Origin of the sequence: Janthinobacterium sp. P210005 (assembly GCF_036231865.1) — a bacterium.
Lineage (GTDB): Bacteria > Pseudomonadota > Gammaproteobacteria > Burkholderiales > Burkholderiaceae_D > Janthinobacterium > Janthinobacterium kumbetense.
Genome location: NZ_JAZARC010000007.1, coordinates 78381 through 94107, shown reverse-complemented (window position 1 = coordinate 94107; position 15727 = coordinate 78381). Strand labels below are relative to the sequence as shown.

Below are 15727 nucleotides of genomic sequence, written 5' to 3'. Positions count from 1 at the left end.
GCACCTGAAAAACGTTCAGGACAAGGCGCCGTGCCGCAGGCAGTACGCTAGTACGGCAAGGCACGGCAACGCAGTCATGGACGTTTTCTCAGGCGCTCCTCAAGGCCAGGGGGCAGGCGTCACATCCAGATACTGCGCCCCACCCTGCTCCGGCTCAGCCGCATCGCGCGTAGTTGGCTGGTTCAGGGAACCGGCCGGCGAACGCAGGCTCAAGATTTCCTTGCGCGCCTCGACGAAGTCGGCGGAACTGAGCGGGTGTTCCTGGTCGGGCCAGTGGCTGACGGCCCATTCCTGCAAGGTTTCAAAGCGCCGCCACAGTTCCGCGATGAACTCGCGGCGCGCTTCTTCCAGCTGTTCCGGTGTCTTTTCAATTGCTTCGCTGATATTGACTTCCATGGCCGTTCCCTCGCTGACAAGTTGTCTTGCCAGACTACGCAGGGATCAGCCAGGCGTCTGTTCGCGAACGAACACAGAAACTATTCGGGCATCTTGCGAAAGCCCACGGCCAGGCGGTTCCAGGTATTGATGGAGCCGATGGCCAGGGTCACATTGACCATTTCCGCCGGCGTCAACTGTTCCGCCAGCGCCGCATACACGTCATCGGGCGCCTGGCTTTGCGGCAGCAGGGTCAGCGCTTCCGTCCAGGCCAGCACGGCCCGCTCGCGCGGCGTGAAGAACGGCGTTTCGCGCCAGACGGACACGGCATACAGGCGGCGCTCCGTTTCGCCCGCCTTGCGCGCGTCGCTCGTGTGCATGTCCACGCAAAAGGCGCAGCCATTGATTTGCGAGGCGCGCAGGCGGATCAGCTCGAGCAGCGAGTGTTCCACGCCCAGCCTGGCAATCGCTGCTTCCAGCGCGTACATGGCCTTGACGGCGTCCGGCGAAGCTTGTGTAAAATCGAGTCGTTGCTGTGTCATGATGCATTCCTTGAGGGAGTAGAGATGCACCATTGTAGTAGCCCAGGAACAGCACGCGGCAGGCCAATCCCCCCGAAAAACAGCAGACCACCAGCAGATACTCCATGGAATTACATATCCTGATCGACGGCACGCGCGACCTGGGCGGCCAGCTGTACCGCCAGCTCAGCGAGGCCATCCGCTCGGGCCGGCTGACGGATGGACAGCAATTGCCCCCCTCGCGCCTGCTGGCCAGCCAGCTGGGCCTGTCGCGCAAGACGGTGTCCGACGTGTATGACAAGCTCGGTTATGAAAAGCTGCTGGTCGGCAAAGTGGGCGTGGGCAGCTTCGTGCAGACGCCGCACGCGTCGCCGCAGCGCCGCCACGCCAGCACGCCCCTGGCCAGCGCGCAGCGCATCGCCCGCTGGGAAGCGACGCCCACGCCCTTGCGCCGCGCCAGCCAGGAAGAGCCGGCGCGCTACGCCTTCATCGGCGGGCGCGCCACGCCCGCGCACTTCCCGCAGGATGAATGGCGCGCCTGCATGCTGCACGCGCTGCGCCAGGGTGGCCAGGCACGCGGCCGCTATGGCCCGGTCGCCGGCTTGCCGGCCTTGCGCGCGGCGATCGCCGGCCATGCCGCTTTCAGCCGCGGCATCCATTGCACCGAGGAACAAGTGCTCGTCACCAGCGGCGCGCAGCAAGCCCTGCACCTGCTGGCGCTGACCTTGCTGGAAGCAGGCGACACGGTTGCCGTGGAAGAACCCGGCTACCCGGTGGCGCGCGCCGTATTCGCCAGCCAGGGCGCCCGCGTGGTGGGCATCGACGTGGACGAGGATGGCCTCATCGTCGGACAAATCCCGGACGGCACGCGGCTGATCTATGTCACGCCCGCGCATCAATTTCCGCTGGGCATGCCGATGAGCATGGCGCGCCGCCATGCCTTGCTGGAACGGGCGCAGCAGCTGGGCGCCATCATCATCGAGGACGACTACGACAGCGCCTTCCGTTACGAAGGCCGGCCCGAAGATTCCCTGCAAAGCATGGACCGCTACGGCGTCGTCGCGCATGTGGGCAGCTTTTCCAAGATCATGCTGCCAGAATTGCGGCTCGGCTATGTTGTGCTGCCGCAAGCTATCGTGGCCGCCGTGGAAACGGTGAAATACCTGAGCGATTGCCACACGGCCAGCCTGGGCCAGCATGCGCTGGCCAAGTTCATCAGCGACGGCCATCTGCTGCGCCATATCCGCCGCTGCCACGATATCTATGCGGGGCGGCGCGAGCGGCTGCAGCACTGGTTCAACGGCCCGCTGGCGCCGTGGTTCCGCCTGGTGCCCGCCAGCGCCGGCTTCCACGTGGCGGCCCTGGCCCAGGCGCCGCTCGATATCGCCGAATTGCTGCGCCGCGCGCGCCTGGCCGACATCAGCCTGTATGCGCTATCGGGCTTTTATCACGGCGTGGCACGCCACGCAGGCCTGTTCCTCGGCTATGGCGCCATCGACAAGCTCGATATCGACACGGCGCTGGCCCAGGTGCTGGCGATCCTGCAAGAGATCGCTCCCCTGCCCCTCAGCGCGGTTGCCAACGATAGTGTCCCGTGATGGGATAGCTGAATAGAATATTTTCCTCGCGCGCGCCTTCGCCGATGTTGTGGATGATGAGCGGCACGCCGCCCCACGACTGCTTGTCGCTGACGATGCCGATGTGCGTGAGGTTGCGCGGCAGGCGCCAGGTGACGATGTCGCCCGCGCGGTAAGCGTTCGCTTCCTTGCTTGGCGGCAAGCTGGTGCCATGGCGGGCAAAGTAGGTGCCCAGGTTCGGCACGCGCCGGTGGTCGATATTGCGGTCCGGCCCCTTCATCTGCCAGCGCCCCTGCTGCTGGTACACCTGCCACGCCTTGCGCATGTCTTCGTGCACCAGCACCTGCAAATCCTGCCCCAGCTGGCGGTAGGCGCGCACCACCACGTCCGTGCACACGCCCCGTTCCAGCGGTACGTCGCCGCCCGGATAGGCGAGCCGTTCGTAGCGCGGGTCGTACTGCAGGGTCACGCCCACCTGCTTGCGGGCGGCGACGACGAGGGCTTGCGGGGTGGCAGGAATGGCCGAGGCCAGCATGGGCGCCAGGGCAAGCATCAGGATGGAGAGCAGTTTAATTGGCATCAACGTCAATGGTCGGATGGAAATGCCAACTTTACCGCAGCAGCAAGGAAAACGGCGGACGCTTAGACCCCGGCCAGCTGCGCCAGGTGGGCAGGAAAATCCACGGCCGGTCCCGCCGCATTGATGGTGTCGAAGTAATCGTGCCAGCCCGTGGCGGCAATGCCGGCCAGCAAGGCATCCAGTGCCGCCTCATCCGGGAAGCGCCAGACGGCATAAAATTGCTGGGCAGCCCCATGCAGCTTGCCGCCATCGATGGCGCCCATGGCCAGCGCTTCCGCGCCCGTGCCGGACAAGGCCGCCATGCCGGCGCCCACCGTGCCGAAATACGCCTGGCGCGCGGCGCCATCGAGGGCCAGCCAGGCCGGTTTCGGACTGTACAGTTCCAACAGATAATGCATGTTTTCCTCCAAAAAGTTAAGCAAGCGAGCGTTGGGCGCGCTTGCAGATGCGTTGCGTGGCGGCATTGGCACTATCCTGCAGCCATTGCGCGCACAGGCTGCGCACCCAATCGGGCTGGCTCTTGGCCGCATCGTTGAGCCAGTTGGCCACGGAATCCTGTACGTAGACGGCCGGATCGGCGCGCAAGGCATGCAACACGGGCAAGGCCAGCTGCGGCTGTTCTTTTAACCGGCCAATATGCGCGCACCACACGCCGCGCGGGCGCAGCGCTTCGCAAGCGAAACGGCGCAGGCGTTCCGACGGGTCAGCCGTCCACGGCGCCAGCAAGGCAATGGCCTCGTCAAGGCTCTCCGCCAGATGGGGCCGCAGGGCCAGCCAGGCCCATTCGCGCACGCCGAAGTGCCCATCGTCGGCCAGCGGCCGCATGGCCGCCAGCCGTTGCGGCAAGGTCAGGCCAGCCTGCGCGGCGATGGCAAAGCAGACCCAGCCACGTACCGTGTCGGAGGCATGGGCTTGCAGCAGCGCCAGGTCGGCGTTGGCTTCCAGCAGCAATTGCGCCGCCAGCGCCATGCGCCGGGTGATACCGGCTGCGGCATGCTCATGCATCCGATCCAGCCGAGCGGCGCCGATAGCGGGCACGGCCGCAGCCAGCAACTGGGCGAAATCGATGGCCAGCCCTTCCGTCAGGGTGGCGCTGGCCACGCTTCCGCCGTTCAGCAGGGCCAGGCGCGCGGGAGCGATGTCGGCGACGCCGCGGCTCATGGCGCACCCTGCATTTCACCTCTATCCGTCTTGCGCCAGGCTTTTTCCAGCAGCGTACTCAGCAACTGCATTTCTTCCGGCGTGAAATCGGCAAACAGGCTGGCGATCCATTGCGCGTGTTCATCGACCAGGGTGGCAGCGGCTGCTTCTCCCTTGGCACTCAGGCGCACCAGCAGCTTGCGCCGGTCGGCCTGGTCCGCGTGGCGCGCCAGGAAACCGTCGCGTTCCAGGCCGTCGAGCAAGCCCGTGATGGTGCCGCGCGTCACGCCTGCCCGCTCGGCCAGTTCGTGCGGCGACAGTCCACCGGGCACGTCGCGCAGCAGGGACAGCAAGACGAACTTGCCTTCCGATAGTCCATGCCGGCCCAGGCGCGCGGCGCAATCGCCATCGATGGCGGAGGCAAGGCCCAGCACTTCAAAGCACAGGCGCAAGCGCGCCGTCGACTGCGCCATGTCGAGACCGCTGGCGCGGCGCTGCACGTCGCCCAGCAAGGCCGTGTATTTCTGTTTGAGCTTTATCATATGGCGCAATATAATATGGCGCCATATTAAATGTCAAATGGAAAACTGTGATGGTTTTCCTGTGCGTTTAGAAACGCGCCTTGTCCCTCGCCCAGGCAATGATGGCTTGCGCATCGATGGCGCCCGGCTGGCGCGCCACTTCCACGCCCCTGCGGAACAGGGCCAGCGTGGGAATGCTGCGGATATTGAAACGGCTGCCCAGGTCCGGCGACGCTTCCGTATTCACCTTGACGACGCGAAATGCGGGTTCCAGGGTCTTGGCGGCTTGCACATAGAATGGCGCCATGCTGCGGCACGGACCGCACCACGGCGCCCAGAAGTCGACCAGCACGGGAATGTCGCTGCGTTCGATATGCTTGAGGAAGCGGGCGCTGGCCAGGTCCACGGGCTGGCCAGTAAACAAATCCTTCTGGCACTTGCCGCACGTGGGCTGTTCGATCAGGCGCGCCGCCGGCAAGCGGTTGACGGCGTCGCAATGGGGGCACACGATGTGCAGGGAGTCTGGCGTGGTCGAGGTCATGGCATTCCTGGAAAGAGTGGCGTACAGTTGCCGGACATTTTACGGCGTATCGTGCAGCGCCGTCGGCACGCTGGCGGCACTTGTCCGCAGAGTCCACTATAGTGTGCTGAAACGTGTGATGAAACGGCGCGCACATTGCCGGGCCGGCCAAGGAAAACAATGCCTGATGTCGCAGAAAACATGCTATTGAGCACCGAACTCACTGTCGCCCTGCGCTTGCAGCGCGCCGCCTGCCTGGCCCACCCCGTGCCGACCCTGGCCGAACGCAAACGCGACCTGCACACCTTGCAGCGCTTCATCCGCGACCACAAGGACGCGTTGTGCGCGGCGATCAGCGCCGACTACGGCAACCGTTCCCAGCACGAAACCTTGCTGGCGGAAATCTTTCCCGCCATCGACGGCATCAACCACGTCCTTAAACATTTGAAAAAATGGATGCAGCCGCAGCGCCGCGGCGTGGACTGGCGCAATTTCCCTGGCGCCCGCAACCGCGTGATGCCGCAGCCGCTGGGCGTGGTGGGCGTCATCGTGCCATGGAATTTCCCCGTGAACCTGAGCCTGGTGCCCTTGACCTACATCTTCGCCGCCGGCAACCGCGCCATGGTCAAGATGAGCGAAAACTCGCGCCACCTGGCGCGGCTGCTGATCGACACCATGCCCGCCTACTTTCCACCGGAAAAGCTGCAGTTCTTTGACGAAACGGGCGGCGTTGGCATGGCTTTTTCGCAACTGCCGTTCGACCACCTGTTGTTTACGGGTTCCGGCCAGACGGGCCGCGCCGTCATGGCGGCGGCCGCGCGCAATCTGTGCCCCGTCACGCTGGAACTGGGCGGCAAGGCGCCGGCCATCGTCTGCGCCGATTTCGACGTGCGCACGGCAGCCGAGCGCATCCTGTTCGTCAAGTTCCTGAACGCGGGGCAAATCTGCACGTGCGTCGACCACGCCTGGCTGCCCGAGACCAGCATTCCTGCCTTCGTTGAACACGCACGCGCCATCGTGCCCACGCGCTACCCGCGGCTGGACACGCCCGACTACACCTCCATCATCGACGAGGCCGCCTTTGAACGCCTGCTGCTGGCGCTCGACGAAGCGCGCGCACGGGGCGCGCAAGTGATTTCGCTGTTGCCGGGGCCCGCCTACGACCGCGCCACGCGCAAGATCGCGCCGCACATCGTGCTCGACGCCCCCGAAGACAGCCTGCTGCTGACGCGGGAAATCTTCGGCCCCATCCTGCCGCTGCGCGGCTATGCCAGGCTGGGCACCGTGATCGACAGCATCAATGCCGGACCACGGCCGCTGGCCATTTATCCATTCAGCAACAAAACAGACACGGTGCAGTTGCTGATCGACCGCGTGATGTCGGGCGGCGTGTCCGTCAACGACGCCCTGTACCACGTAGGCCAACACGACCTGCCCTTCGGCGGCGTGGGCGAGTCCGGCATGGGCCACTACCACGGCGTCGAAGGCTTTCACACCTTCAGCAAGCTGCGGCCCGTGTTTTACCAGGCCCGCTACAGTGCGTTGAAACTGCTGTGGCCGCCGTATGGCAAGCTGGCCAGCCGCGTGCTGGCCTTCCTGACCCGCTGATTACAGGAACAGCGAGGCGGCGATGGCCCACATGACGAGCGCAATGATGCCGTCGAGCACGCGCCAGGCCATGGGCTTGGCAAACACGGGCGCCAGGTAGCGGGCGCCAAAGCCCAGCAGGAAGAACCACAGGGCCGAAGCCATGATGGCGCCGCCGGCGAAGTAGAAGCGTCCCACGCCTTCATGCTGGCCGCCGATCGAACCGAGCAGGATGACCGTGTCGAGGAAAGCGTGCGGGTTCAGCAGGCTGAACGCCAGCGCTGCGCCGATCACGGCCCAGTAGCCTTCCGGCGACTTGGCAGCCGACACCGTCAGGGCCGTTGGGCGCCAGGCGGACTTGGCGGCGCGCAAGCCGTAGGCGATCAGGAAGGTGGCGCCGCCGGCCTTGGCCCACAGCAGGAAATTGGGGTTGTCTGCAATGAAGGTGCCCATGCCGGCCACGCCGGCCGTGATCAAGATCGCATCGCACACCAGGCAGACCAGGATGCAGGTGAGCACGTAATGACGCTTCAAGCCCTGTTTCAGCAAGAAGGCATTTTGCGTGCCGATGGCAACGATCAGGCTCGCTCCGAGCCCCATGCCTTTCAAGAAGATTGCGCTGTCCATATCGATTCCTTTATTGCTTTCCATCACGCGCACGGCCGCCCACGCTCTGCCGGCAACGGCAAAGTCATCAAAGGTAGGTGGAGGGTGTAGCGGTACCAGCAGGACCGCGCGGGAGAGTGGAGTTGTTACCCTATTTCAACAGTGTAAAGAAAAAGTAAATATAAGTATAATGAATGATTCTAACCATATATAAGAGAAACTTATGCGCGTCGTCGATTACCGTGGATTGGCCGCCCTCGACGCCGTGATCGGCCTGGGCAGCTTTGAAAAGGCCGCGCAGGCGCTGGCGATCAGCCAGCCGGCCGTGTCGCAGCGCATCCGCACCCTGGAAAACCTGGAAGGCACTTTATTGATCATCCGCAGCCACCCGCCCCTGCCCACGGAAGCGGGCCAGCGCCTGATCGCCCATTACCGGCAAGTCAAGCTGCTCGAAGCGGCGCTCGACGCCCAGCCCGGCCCCACCACGCATTTGCCGGAACTGGCCATCGCCGTCAACGCCGACAGCGCCGCCACCTGGATCCCGGAAGCGCTGGGACCGCTGCTGTCGCCGCCGTCCTGCCTGCTCGATATCCGCCTCGACGACCAGGACCACACCCTGAGCCAGTTGCGCGAAGGGCGCGTATTTGCCTGCGTCACCAGCGCCAACGACCTGGTGGCGGGCACCACGGCCACGCCGCTGGGCGGCATGCGCTACCTGTGCGTGGCCTCGCCCGCGTTCGCGCAGCAATGGTTTCCCCACGGTTTTACGGTGGAAGCCGTCAGCCAGGCGCCCGCCATCACGTTCGGCAGCAAGGATGCGCTGCACGAGCGCTACCTGCAGCACCGGCTCGGCTACACGGGCCGCTATCCGCACCACGTGCTCGGTTCGGCGCGCGACTTCGTGCGCTTCATCGAAGCGGGCTATGCTTACGGCATGGTGCCCCTGCTGCAGGCGGAAACGGCGCTGGCCGCCGGCAGGCTGGTCGACGTGGCGGCCGGGCAGGCGCTCGACGTGCCCCTGACCTGGCATGCCTGGGATATCCAGACCCCGCTCACGCGCACCCTGTCGGACGCCGTCATCGCCACCGCGCGCAAATGGCTATTGCAGGATTGATTGACGCATGCCACATTTATCTATGCTATACAGCAACTTCCCCGTATGCGCCCTGCCCTGCCTGGCCTACACTGCAAGCATCAACCCTCACCATCAGGAGCTGGCATGACGATCCTGCGCACCACCCTGCTCGGTTTGCTGGCGGCCATCCCGCTGGCTGCCGGCCTGGCCGCCTGTTCGCCCTTGATGGCCATCAATGCCTTTTCGTCCGGCAGCGCCTCGCACGTGACGCGCGACCTGGCTTACGGCCCCCTGCCACGGCAAAAACTCGACGTGTACGCCCCCAAGACCCGCACGGGGCCCGTGCCCGTGGTGGTGTTCTTTTATGGCGGCAACTGGACGACGGGCGAGCGCGCCGACTATGCCTTCGTGGGCCATGCGCTGGCGGCGCGCGGCTATCTGGCCGTGATCGCCGACTACCGGCTGTATCCGGACGTGCACTATCCCGAAATCCTGCAGGATGCGGCCCGCGCCGTGGCCTGGGCCGCGATGGAATCGAGCCGCCACGGCGGCGACCCGACGCGCCTGTTCGTCATGGGCCATAGCGCCGGCGCCTACAATGCGGCGATGGTGGCGCTCGACGCCAGCCTGCTGGCGCGCCACGGCATGCACCCGCACGACTTGCGGGGCTGGATAGGCCTGGCCGGCCCCTATGATTTCTTGCCGATCGAAAACACCACCACCCGGCCCGTTTTCTTTTACCCGGACACGCCCGCCGCGTCGCAGCCCATCCACCACGTGACGGCCGCAGCCCCGCCCGCCCTGCTGATCGCCCCCCTGCCCGGACAGGATAAACTGGTCGATCCGCAACGCAACACGGGCGGCCTGGCCAAGGCCTTGCGTGCGCTGCCCCGGCCCGTAACGGAAACGTATTTCGACCGCGTGGGTCACGCCACCCTGGTCGCCACGCTGGCCGCGCCCTTGCGCAGGCTGGCGCCCACCCTGGACGCCGTCAGCGTCTTCATCGACGCCAACAGCGGGAGCGGGAGCGGTGACGCGGTCTTGTCCGCCGTCTCGCCGAAGACAGCCGTGCCGGCAAGCATCACCGTGCCCACCCGCTCACCTGGCGCGGCCACGCCGGCCTCTGAACTGCACGCATACGACAAAACACCCGCCCCGTGAAGGGCGGGCGCTCTGCCCAAACCAGGAGGCACGATGCTGCGTGCCGGCTGGCCGCAGCTCAAGGCTCGGCCCTCGCGAAGCGGCTCAGCCGCAAGCAGCCGCGTGCTTACTCTTTACGGCTGGCGCTGCTGCTCTTGCTTTGTGCGGAACCCGCTTGCGATACGCTGCCGCTGGCCGAGCCTTCGCTGCCGGCCGACTGCTGGCTGCCCTGGTGGCTGCCGCTTTGCAGGCTTTGGCCGTCACGGCTTTGCGCGCCCCGTTGCTGGTCGCGGCTGGCGCCGTTTTGCTGATAGGCCTGGAACGGTTCAGCGATGCGCTGCATGGCTTCCTGCTGCTTGCGCACGTTTTTCTCCGTTTCTTCCGACGCCGTGCGGGCCACTTCTTCGGCCAGCGCCTTGGCAGTACGGCTCGTTTCATTCACATGACGCTCTGCCACGTTGGCCAGTTCGACCTGCGTATCGGCTGCCAGGCGCGACACCTGTTGCTGGTACTTGCGCAGTTGCTCGGCGGCAGGCTGGCCCGCCGCGGCAGCCACCTGGAACACATCTTCAGCGCGCTCGACCGTCAGCAGGTTCTGGCTGGTGACTGCGGTTTCTTCCAGCAAGCCTTGCGCCAGTTGCATGTTCAGGTCGCTGAAGTGCTGCACCGACTGGAACAGCGACTTCGACAGTCCATTGAAAAAAGCCAGTTGCGCTTCCAGGTGGTTTTTGGCGGCGGGGGTAACACTACGGGAATATGGATACATGGAGTTCCTCATTAAATAGCGGTTGGGTGGACATAAACAGATGGCGACACCACCGGCTGTCGAACGGTGAGGCAGACGGCCGGGCTACGCCACGAAACGCGAAAAAACATATCCGATTGGTGGGACGATGCTTTGCAACGCGAGTCCCAAGGCTACGTGAGCACCGCAGTTGAGGGATGATCTGGATCAAAGGTGCGCTAGGCTGCGCAGAAAGTTTTGGCTGGACGGCTTGCCTTTGGCAAACGTCAGTGACGTGATGGGAAATCTGTGCCAGGCACGCTCAGCCTGGCACGACGGGCTTGTAGCCACGGCTGCGCAGCGAGGCTTCCAGCCAGCGGTTGCCATACCAGCCGCGCGCCAGCAGGTAACTGAGCTCCGCGGCGGCCATCAGCAGCATCATCGGGCCGATGCGCAGTTCGGTGGCCAGGTGGCTGCCAAACCACAGGCAGGCATCCATGGCCAGCATGAGCAGCAACAGCCACCAGCGGCGCTTGGCGACGGCCCAGAACGAGCCCAGCAAAAGGGCCGGCCAGGAAAAGCCCGCTTTCACATAGGCATAGCGGCCGGCATCGTCGGCAAACAGGGTGGCGCTGTGCTTCATGCTGCTCTCTTCAGGTAATGACCGGCGTCAAGGTTCGGGATGGTGGCAGACGGCTTCGACATTGTGACCGTCGGGGCCCAGCACGAAGGCGCCGTAGTAATTCGGGTGATAGATTTCGCGGATACCGGGGGCGCCGTTATCCTTGCCGCCCGCTTTCAGTGCGGCCTGGTAAAAAGCATCCACCTGGGCGCGGTTATCCGCCGCGAAGGCGAGATGCATGCCGGCATGCGGCGCGCCACCCACGCCGAACCAGAAATCGGGCTTGCCATCCTTGCCCAGGCCGACCCAGCCCTGCACTTCCATCACCAGCGACACGCCCAGGGGCGCCAGGGCGGCCGAAAAGAAGGCCTTGCTGGCCTGTGCATCGCTGACATTCAAACCGATGTGATCAAGAATCATGCTGGTGCTCCCTGAAGGTAGTGGAATGGGGAATACAGTATGCGCCAACATTGCTTTTTAGGCAAGCATAACTGCAGACCCGGCACTGCGGTTCCAGGGAGCGCCACGCGCCTCGCCTAGCGCAGGTTGCCCGTATGCCCCAGCGAATAGCGGCCCGGCTGCGGCCACACGGTCAAGCCGTGCGGCTCCTGGCCGACTTTCACTTTGGAAACGTCGCCACTGTTCGTATCGATGCGGTACACCACGTCGTCGAAACGGCCGGACAGCCACAGATATTTACCATCGGCACTCACATTGCCCATGTCGGGGCTGCCGCCGCCGGGAATCGGCCAGTTCGACACCACTTTTTCCGTGGCGAAGTCGATCACGCTGACGCTGCCCTTGCCCTTCGGCTTGCCGTGGATGCGGTGCGTGCCGCGGTTGGCCACGTACAATTTCTTGCCGTCGCGGCTCGGGTACAGGCCGTGCGCGCCCACGCCCGTCTGGATGAAGCCGATTTCCTTCAGCGTGGCGCCATCGACGATGTGCACGCCGTCGGCGTCCATGTCGGCGATGAAGAATTTCTTGCCGTCCGGCGAGATGCGTATGTCTTGCGGCATGCCCTTCTTGACGCTGCAGATTTCATTCGCCGGGCCGCCCACGGGGCCGGACTCGGCAAAGCGCTTGGCCGGCATCTGCAATTTCAGGTAACCGTCGACCTTGCGGCCCACCAGGTCGATCTTGGCGATGGTGCCGTCGAATTCGCAGGTGAACATGGCGTAGCGGCCATCATTGGAAAAATCGGCATGGTTGATGCCGCCGCACTGGGGCGTGTCGATCGAATACTGCACGGCCATGGTCTTCGGATCGCGGAAATCGAGGCGGTGGCGCGCTTCGGCCACGACGATGGCCGACTTGCCGTCCGGCGTGTAATACATATTGTAGGGATCATCGACGGGCACTTCCTTGCCCGGCTTGCCCGTCAACGGGTCGATCGGCGTCAAACTGCCCTTGTCCGTGCGCTCGGCATTGTTCGCCACCCACAGGGTGCGCAAGTCCCACGACGGCACCACGTGCTGCGGGCCGCTGCCCACCTTGAACTTGTCCACCACTTTCAGGCTGTCCTGGTCGATCACATACACGTCGTTCGAGCGCAGGTTGGGCACGTACACCCGACGCAAGTGATCCTTGACGACGGGGCTCATATTGCTGCTGGCAATGCTGCCATACACGTTTTTCGGGTCCACCAGCGGCGGCATGCCCGGCAGCGGCGAATAGGCGGCGGCCGGCGCTGCGGCGGCCGGGGCCGGCGTACTGGCGCCGATGACCTGGCTGGCCACGCCCAGGCCGGCCAGTGCGGCAGCCAGGGCGGACAAGGTGACGATGGTGCGTCGTTGAGATTTTTTCATGTGATTTCGCGTCGTTTCGTTGCAAAAGCCGGAAGTTCAGCACTTCCAGCGGAATTATTTAGGTCGTTGCAGCAGTTGCCTGATGGCAGCCACCGAGGTGTCCACCTGCAGCTTGATACCGATCTGACCCAGTTCAGCCGTGGCACGGGTCGCGTCGCCGCGCACGCCGTCCGCCACGCCAGGCTTGGGTCCGTGGGCCATGGCCTCGCTGCGCACCAGCGACGGGTCCGTCGCCAGCATCAGCGCCGCGTCCGCCAAACCGGCATGCAGGCCGATCTCGGCGCTGCTGTGGCCGCGCTTCTGCAGTTCGGCAATATAGGCCGATTGCGTGATGTCATAGTAATCGAGCAAGGCGTAAGCGCGCGCTTCCTTGCCGGCGGAAGCCTTGCCCCAGGCGCGGTTGAGCTTATTCGCCACGTTCTGCTCGTTCTTTTGATAGCCGCCATGGTCGCCGAGAAAAATGATGTCGCGGAAACCATGCTGGCGCAGGCTGGCGGCCGCCCCTTCCAGCACGGCTTCGAAGGCGGCCGGCGGTATCGAGATCGTGCCGGCAAAGCGCATATGGCCGGCCGGCGGCGAAATACTGCCTTCCGGCACGTAGGAAACGACGGGCGCGACGATGGTATTGCCCAGCTTTTGCGCAATCTGCCGCGCCAGCAGCCCGGCGCGCACATTGTGCTTGCCCAGCGCGATGTACGGCCCGCTCTGCTCGACGCCGCCAATCGGCACCAGCACGGTGGTGGCGCCATGGTCGATACGGCTGCGCAACTCCGTGCTGGTCAGTTCTTCCAGCATGACGCTGCCGCTGGCTGGCGTGGCCGCCATGACGGGCGCCGTGAGCAGCAGGCATGAAAACGTCAGGACGAACAGGGAAACGAGGGGCTTGCGTGAAAGGCGGAGCGTGGATGGCGCGCAAGGCGCCGTTCGCTGGGGGAACTGCAGAGTCATAAGCCAACATCTTTCCGAGGTCAAAGCGTGGTGCCGTGCCCGGCCTTGCCAGGCAAGCTGGCTGCCACGCAAGAATTGTATTCCATCATGACGGGAACGGCACGTTAATTTGCTGCAGTGCTTTGCAAGGAATTGACGAGGGGAAACTATCTATCAGGCTATAGTCGCGTCCGCCCTGCCCGCCTCGCCATCATGGAGCGTTTCGTTGCGCTTCTCGGCATAGGCCTTCAGCGAAAGCATCGTCCTGGGAAGCCCGTCCCTGACTTGCCTGGCAACGCCTGGGCCGAACAGAAAGGCAAGCGCTCCCGTAAACCACACGCGGTGAACGACTTCCGACCCGCCATTGACGGCGGCAACCGTGTGCTCGAAGTGGATGCGGAACAGGGGGATGTGGCCCTCGACGGTGAACGAGCGGCCGGCAGTGCGCTCCGTGACCAGCAGCGGAATGCCCATGCCCTTGCTGGGAACGATCCTGCCATGCGTCCCCACCGCGAACGGCCCATTGAGCCGGGCTTGCTTTGTATCCGGATCCCACAGGTGCCATCGGTCGACCTCGCTCCAAATCTGGTCGACGACCTTGGGCGGGACTGCAATGTGGATGCTTTCTTTGATTTGCATCAATTGGGAATCTCCCTATCATTGTGGTGAAAGTAACTGGGTCTGCTATCCGGCGCCGCGCAGTGTCTGCATATTGGCCTGCGGCATAGCATTCATTACACAATATCGCCATGCCATTGCGCCAGTTCAAAGATACTTCGCCAGCAAAAACAAATGCCGCAGCTTTTTCTTTGCCTCGACAAAAAAATATATCTGCTGGAATTGCAGGATACACTGTTTTTTTATCATGCCAATAGAATTAGATTCTGGTTATACTGGTCGCAGATAAAGCCGGGCCATGATGACAGCCTTGTTTGGCGCCAGGATCAAGCGATGCACCGGATTCGACCGCGCTGCTCGCCATAACCACGAGCATATGAAACTTTGAGAAATGATGAACACAGCACATTGGCGGGTTCAGGAACTACAGCATCACTCAGCGGATATCGCCTGGCTGAATGCCGAGGATGCCCGCCGCGCCTATGAGATAGCAGGCCTTCACGACTCGAGGACGCATCTCGGCCTGAACGTTAACACCGTTGATTCGATCGAGCGGCTCGCATCCGGAGAGGATGCGGCCATCGCAAGCAAGTGGTTACGTGCCCGTGTGCTAGGAAACCAGCAGCTCATCGTCGTGTTTGGAGAAGACGAATGTTTCTTGTGCAGCAGTGTGTTCCTGGTCGAGAATTGGTCGGATATTTTTGTCCCTTCACGTGACGACGCAATGGTTTATTCGAAGGACACGCCGCTTATCCTGTTTTACTGCCACGAGAATGAATTCGAAGTGGGACAGCGAATTATCTTTGATTAACAACCGGGTCAGGCCAGGAGCGGACCTCAATACGATCAATTATCAGAAGGAGCGAGTGCTCGTGGGAATTGCTGTTTTAAGCCGGTTGTCCATGTTGGGCCTTATTTTCTTGTGCCTTTCGCTGTCGTCCTTGACCAATGCCTCCGAACAACAAAGCGATATGGCATCGATAAAGCAGGAGCATTGCGAAGAAAGTAATAATCTTGAAAATACTTTCTGCATGAGTCGAGAACTAAAAGAATCCGACACGCGTTTAAACGTCATCTACAAGACATTGATGTACGCGCTTGCCAAGCCACAAGGACTGCAAAGCGCGCAACGTGCATGGCTTGTTTTCCGCGACGCGGAGTGCAAGTTCCAAAACAAGGCGATGCATGGTGGAAGTGCTTACCATTTTTCGATGGACCTATGTTTGATGCAACTGACTGAACAGCGCATATCGGCATTAGAAACCGTTAGGCCCTGTAATGGATGCGTAGAATTCAAGGATGCGTTTTATAAAACGGGATTCAACTTGCCAGAGCGCAAACGCACTCCTGCTTCAGGCAAGTTATGACACGGGGCCAGCTTGATGG

General features: G+C 63.2%; 20 protein-coding genes. 6 read left to right on the top strand and 14 right to left on the bottom strand.

Annotated elements, in window-relative coordinates:
• Positions 1-99: 99 nt before the first annotated feature.
• On the bottom strand, positions 100-396 hold the full coding sequence (locus VPH40_RS24475) for a hypothetical protein (RefSeq protein ID WP_328574746.1): 297 nt from the start codon (positions 394-396) through the stop codon (positions 100-102).
• 80 nt (positions 397-476) lie between these two features.
• Positions 477-917 carry a carboxymuconolactone decarboxylase family protein gene (locus VPH40_RS24470; protein ID WP_035817618.1) on the bottom strand — a complete coding sequence of 147 codons (441 nt, stop codon included), beginning with the start codon at positions 915-917 and terminating at the stop codon, positions 477-479.
• 104 nt (positions 918-1021) lie between these two features.
• Here VPH40_RS24470 and pdxR point away from each other — a divergent pair, with 104 nt between their 5' ends.
• Positions 1022-2494: a MocR-like pyridoxine biosynthesis transcription factor PdxR gene (pdxR, locus tag VPH40_RS24465; RefSeq protein WP_328574745.1), complete on the top strand. Its 1473-nt coding sequence runs from the start codon at positions 1022-1024 to the stop codon at positions 2492-2494.
• On the opposite strand, the gene VPH40_RS24460 is transcribed toward pdxR, so the two are convergent.
• The 5 genes from VPH40_RS24460 to trxC form a co-directional block, all read right to left on the bottom strand.
• The gene (locus VPH40_RS24460) at positions 2463-3053 is read right to left on the bottom strand and encodes a DUF1287 domain-containing protein (protein WP_328574744.1); all 591 of its coding nucleotides are present in this window, start codon (positions 3051-3053) and stop codon (positions 2463-2465) included. The genes pdxR and VPH40_RS24460 overlap by 32 nt on opposite strands.
• A 62-nt stretch (positions 3054-3115) precedes the next feature.
• Positions 3116-3451 (bottom strand): DUF6616 family protein, encoded by a 336-nt coding sequence (locus tag VPH40_RS24455; RefSeq protein ID WP_328574743.1) that lies wholly within the window; start codon positions 3449-3451, stop codon positions 3116-3118.
• 16 nt (positions 3452-3467) lie between these two features.
• Positions 3468-4214: a HEAT repeat domain-containing protein gene (locus VPH40_RS24450; RefSeq protein ID WP_328574742.1), complete on the bottom strand. Its 747-nt coding sequence runs from the start codon at positions 4212-4214 to the stop codon at positions 3468-3470.
• Entirely contained in the window at positions 4211-4732 is a 522-nt protein-coding gene (locus VPH40_RS24445; RefSeq protein ID WP_328574845.1) for a MarR family winged helix-turn-helix transcriptional regulator, read from the bottom strand. The genes VPH40_RS24450 and VPH40_RS24445 overlap by 4 nt, the downstream gene beginning before the upstream one ends.
• Positions 4733-4802: 70 nt before the next feature.
• Entirely contained in the window at positions 4803-5255 is a 453-nt protein-coding gene (trxC, locus tag VPH40_RS24440) for a thioredoxin TrxC (RefSeq protein ID WP_099664582.1), read from the bottom strand.
• A gap of 159 nt (positions 5256-5414) precedes the next feature.
• On the opposite strand from trxC, the gene VPH40_RS24435 reads away from it, so the two are divergent.
• On the top strand, positions 5415-6842 hold the full coding sequence (locus tag VPH40_RS24435; protein ID WP_328574741.1) for a coniferyl aldehyde dehydrogenase: 1428 nt from the start codon (positions 5415-5417) through the stop codon (positions 6840-6842).
• Here the strand turns inward: VPH40_RS24435 and VPH40_RS24430 are convergent, their stop codons facing one another.
• Positions 6843-7448 (bottom strand): LysE/ArgO family amino acid transporter, encoded by a 606-nt coding sequence (locus tag VPH40_RS24430; RefSeq protein ID WP_034785705.1) that lies wholly within the window; start codon positions 7446-7448, stop codon positions 6843-6845.
• Between the two features lie 202 nt (positions 7449-7650).
• Here VPH40_RS24430 and VPH40_RS24425 point away from each other — a divergent pair, with 202 nt between their 5' ends.
• Together VPH40_RS24425 and VPH40_RS24420 are read left to right on the top strand one after the other, a co-directional pair.
• Entirely contained in the window at positions 7651-8541 is an 891-nt protein-coding gene (locus VPH40_RS24425; protein ID WP_034785706.1) for a LysR family transcriptional regulator ArgP, read from the top strand.
• A gap of 105 nt (positions 8542-8646) precedes the next feature.
• A complete protein-coding gene (locus tag VPH40_RS24420) occupies positions 8647-9663 on the top strand; it encodes an alpha/beta hydrolase (protein WP_328574740.1) in 1017 nt (338 codons plus the stop codon).
• Between the two features lie 106 nt (positions 9664-9769).
• On the opposite strand, the gene VPH40_RS24415 is transcribed toward VPH40_RS24420, so the two are convergent.
• The 6 genes from VPH40_RS24415 to VPH40_RS24390 form a co-directional block, all read right to left on the bottom strand.
• Positions 9770-10408: a phasin family protein gene (locus VPH40_RS24415; protein ID WP_099664585.1), complete on the bottom strand. Its 639-nt coding sequence runs from the start codon at positions 10406-10408 to the stop codon at positions 9770-9772.
• Positions 10409-10688: 280 nt separating this feature from the next.
• On the bottom strand, positions 10689-11009 hold the full coding sequence (locus VPH40_RS24410) for a hypothetical protein (RefSeq protein WP_099664586.1): 321 nt from the start codon (positions 11007-11009) through the stop codon (positions 10689-10691).
• Between the two features lie 27 nt (positions 11010-11036).
• A complete protein-coding gene (locus VPH40_RS24405; RefSeq protein ID WP_328574739.1) occupies positions 11037-11408 on the bottom strand; it encodes a VOC family protein in 372 nt (123 codons plus the stop codon).
• Between the two features lie 116 nt (positions 11409-11524).
• Positions 11525-12796, bottom strand: coding sequence for a YVTN family beta-propeller repeat protein (locus VPH40_RS24400; RefSeq protein WP_099664588.1), 1272 nt, complete (start codon positions 12794-12796; stop codon positions 11525-11527).
• Positions 12797-12850: 54 nt separating this feature from the next.
• The gene (locus tag VPH40_RS24395; protein ID WP_289899026.1) at positions 12851-13621 is read right to left on the bottom strand and encodes a creatininase family protein; all 771 of its coding nucleotides are present in this window, start codon (positions 13619-13621) and stop codon (positions 12851-12853) included.
• Between the two features lie 276 nt (positions 13622-13897).
• Positions 13898-14362, bottom strand: coding sequence for an SRPBCC family protein (locus VPH40_RS24390; RefSeq protein WP_328574737.1), 465 nt, complete (start codon positions 14360-14362; stop codon positions 13898-13900).
• 373 nt (positions 14363-14735) lie between these two features.
• Between VPH40_RS24390 and VPH40_RS24385 the strand changes: the two genes are divergently transcribed.
• Both VPH40_RS24385 and VPH40_RS24380 read left to right on the top strand, forming a co-directional pair.
• Positions 14736-15152 (top strand): hypothetical protein, encoded by a 417-nt coding sequence (locus VPH40_RS24385; protein WP_180278579.1) that lies wholly within the window; start codon positions 14736-14738, stop codon positions 15150-15152.
• Positions 15115-15708 carry a lysozyme inhibitor LprI family protein gene (locus VPH40_RS24380; protein WP_251351142.1) on the top strand — a complete coding sequence of 198 codons (594 nt, stop codon included), beginning with the start codon at positions 15115-15117 and terminating at the stop codon, positions 15706-15708. The genes VPH40_RS24385 and VPH40_RS24380 overlap by 38 nt, the downstream gene beginning before the upstream one ends.
• Positions 15709-15727 lie beyond the last annotated feature (19 nt).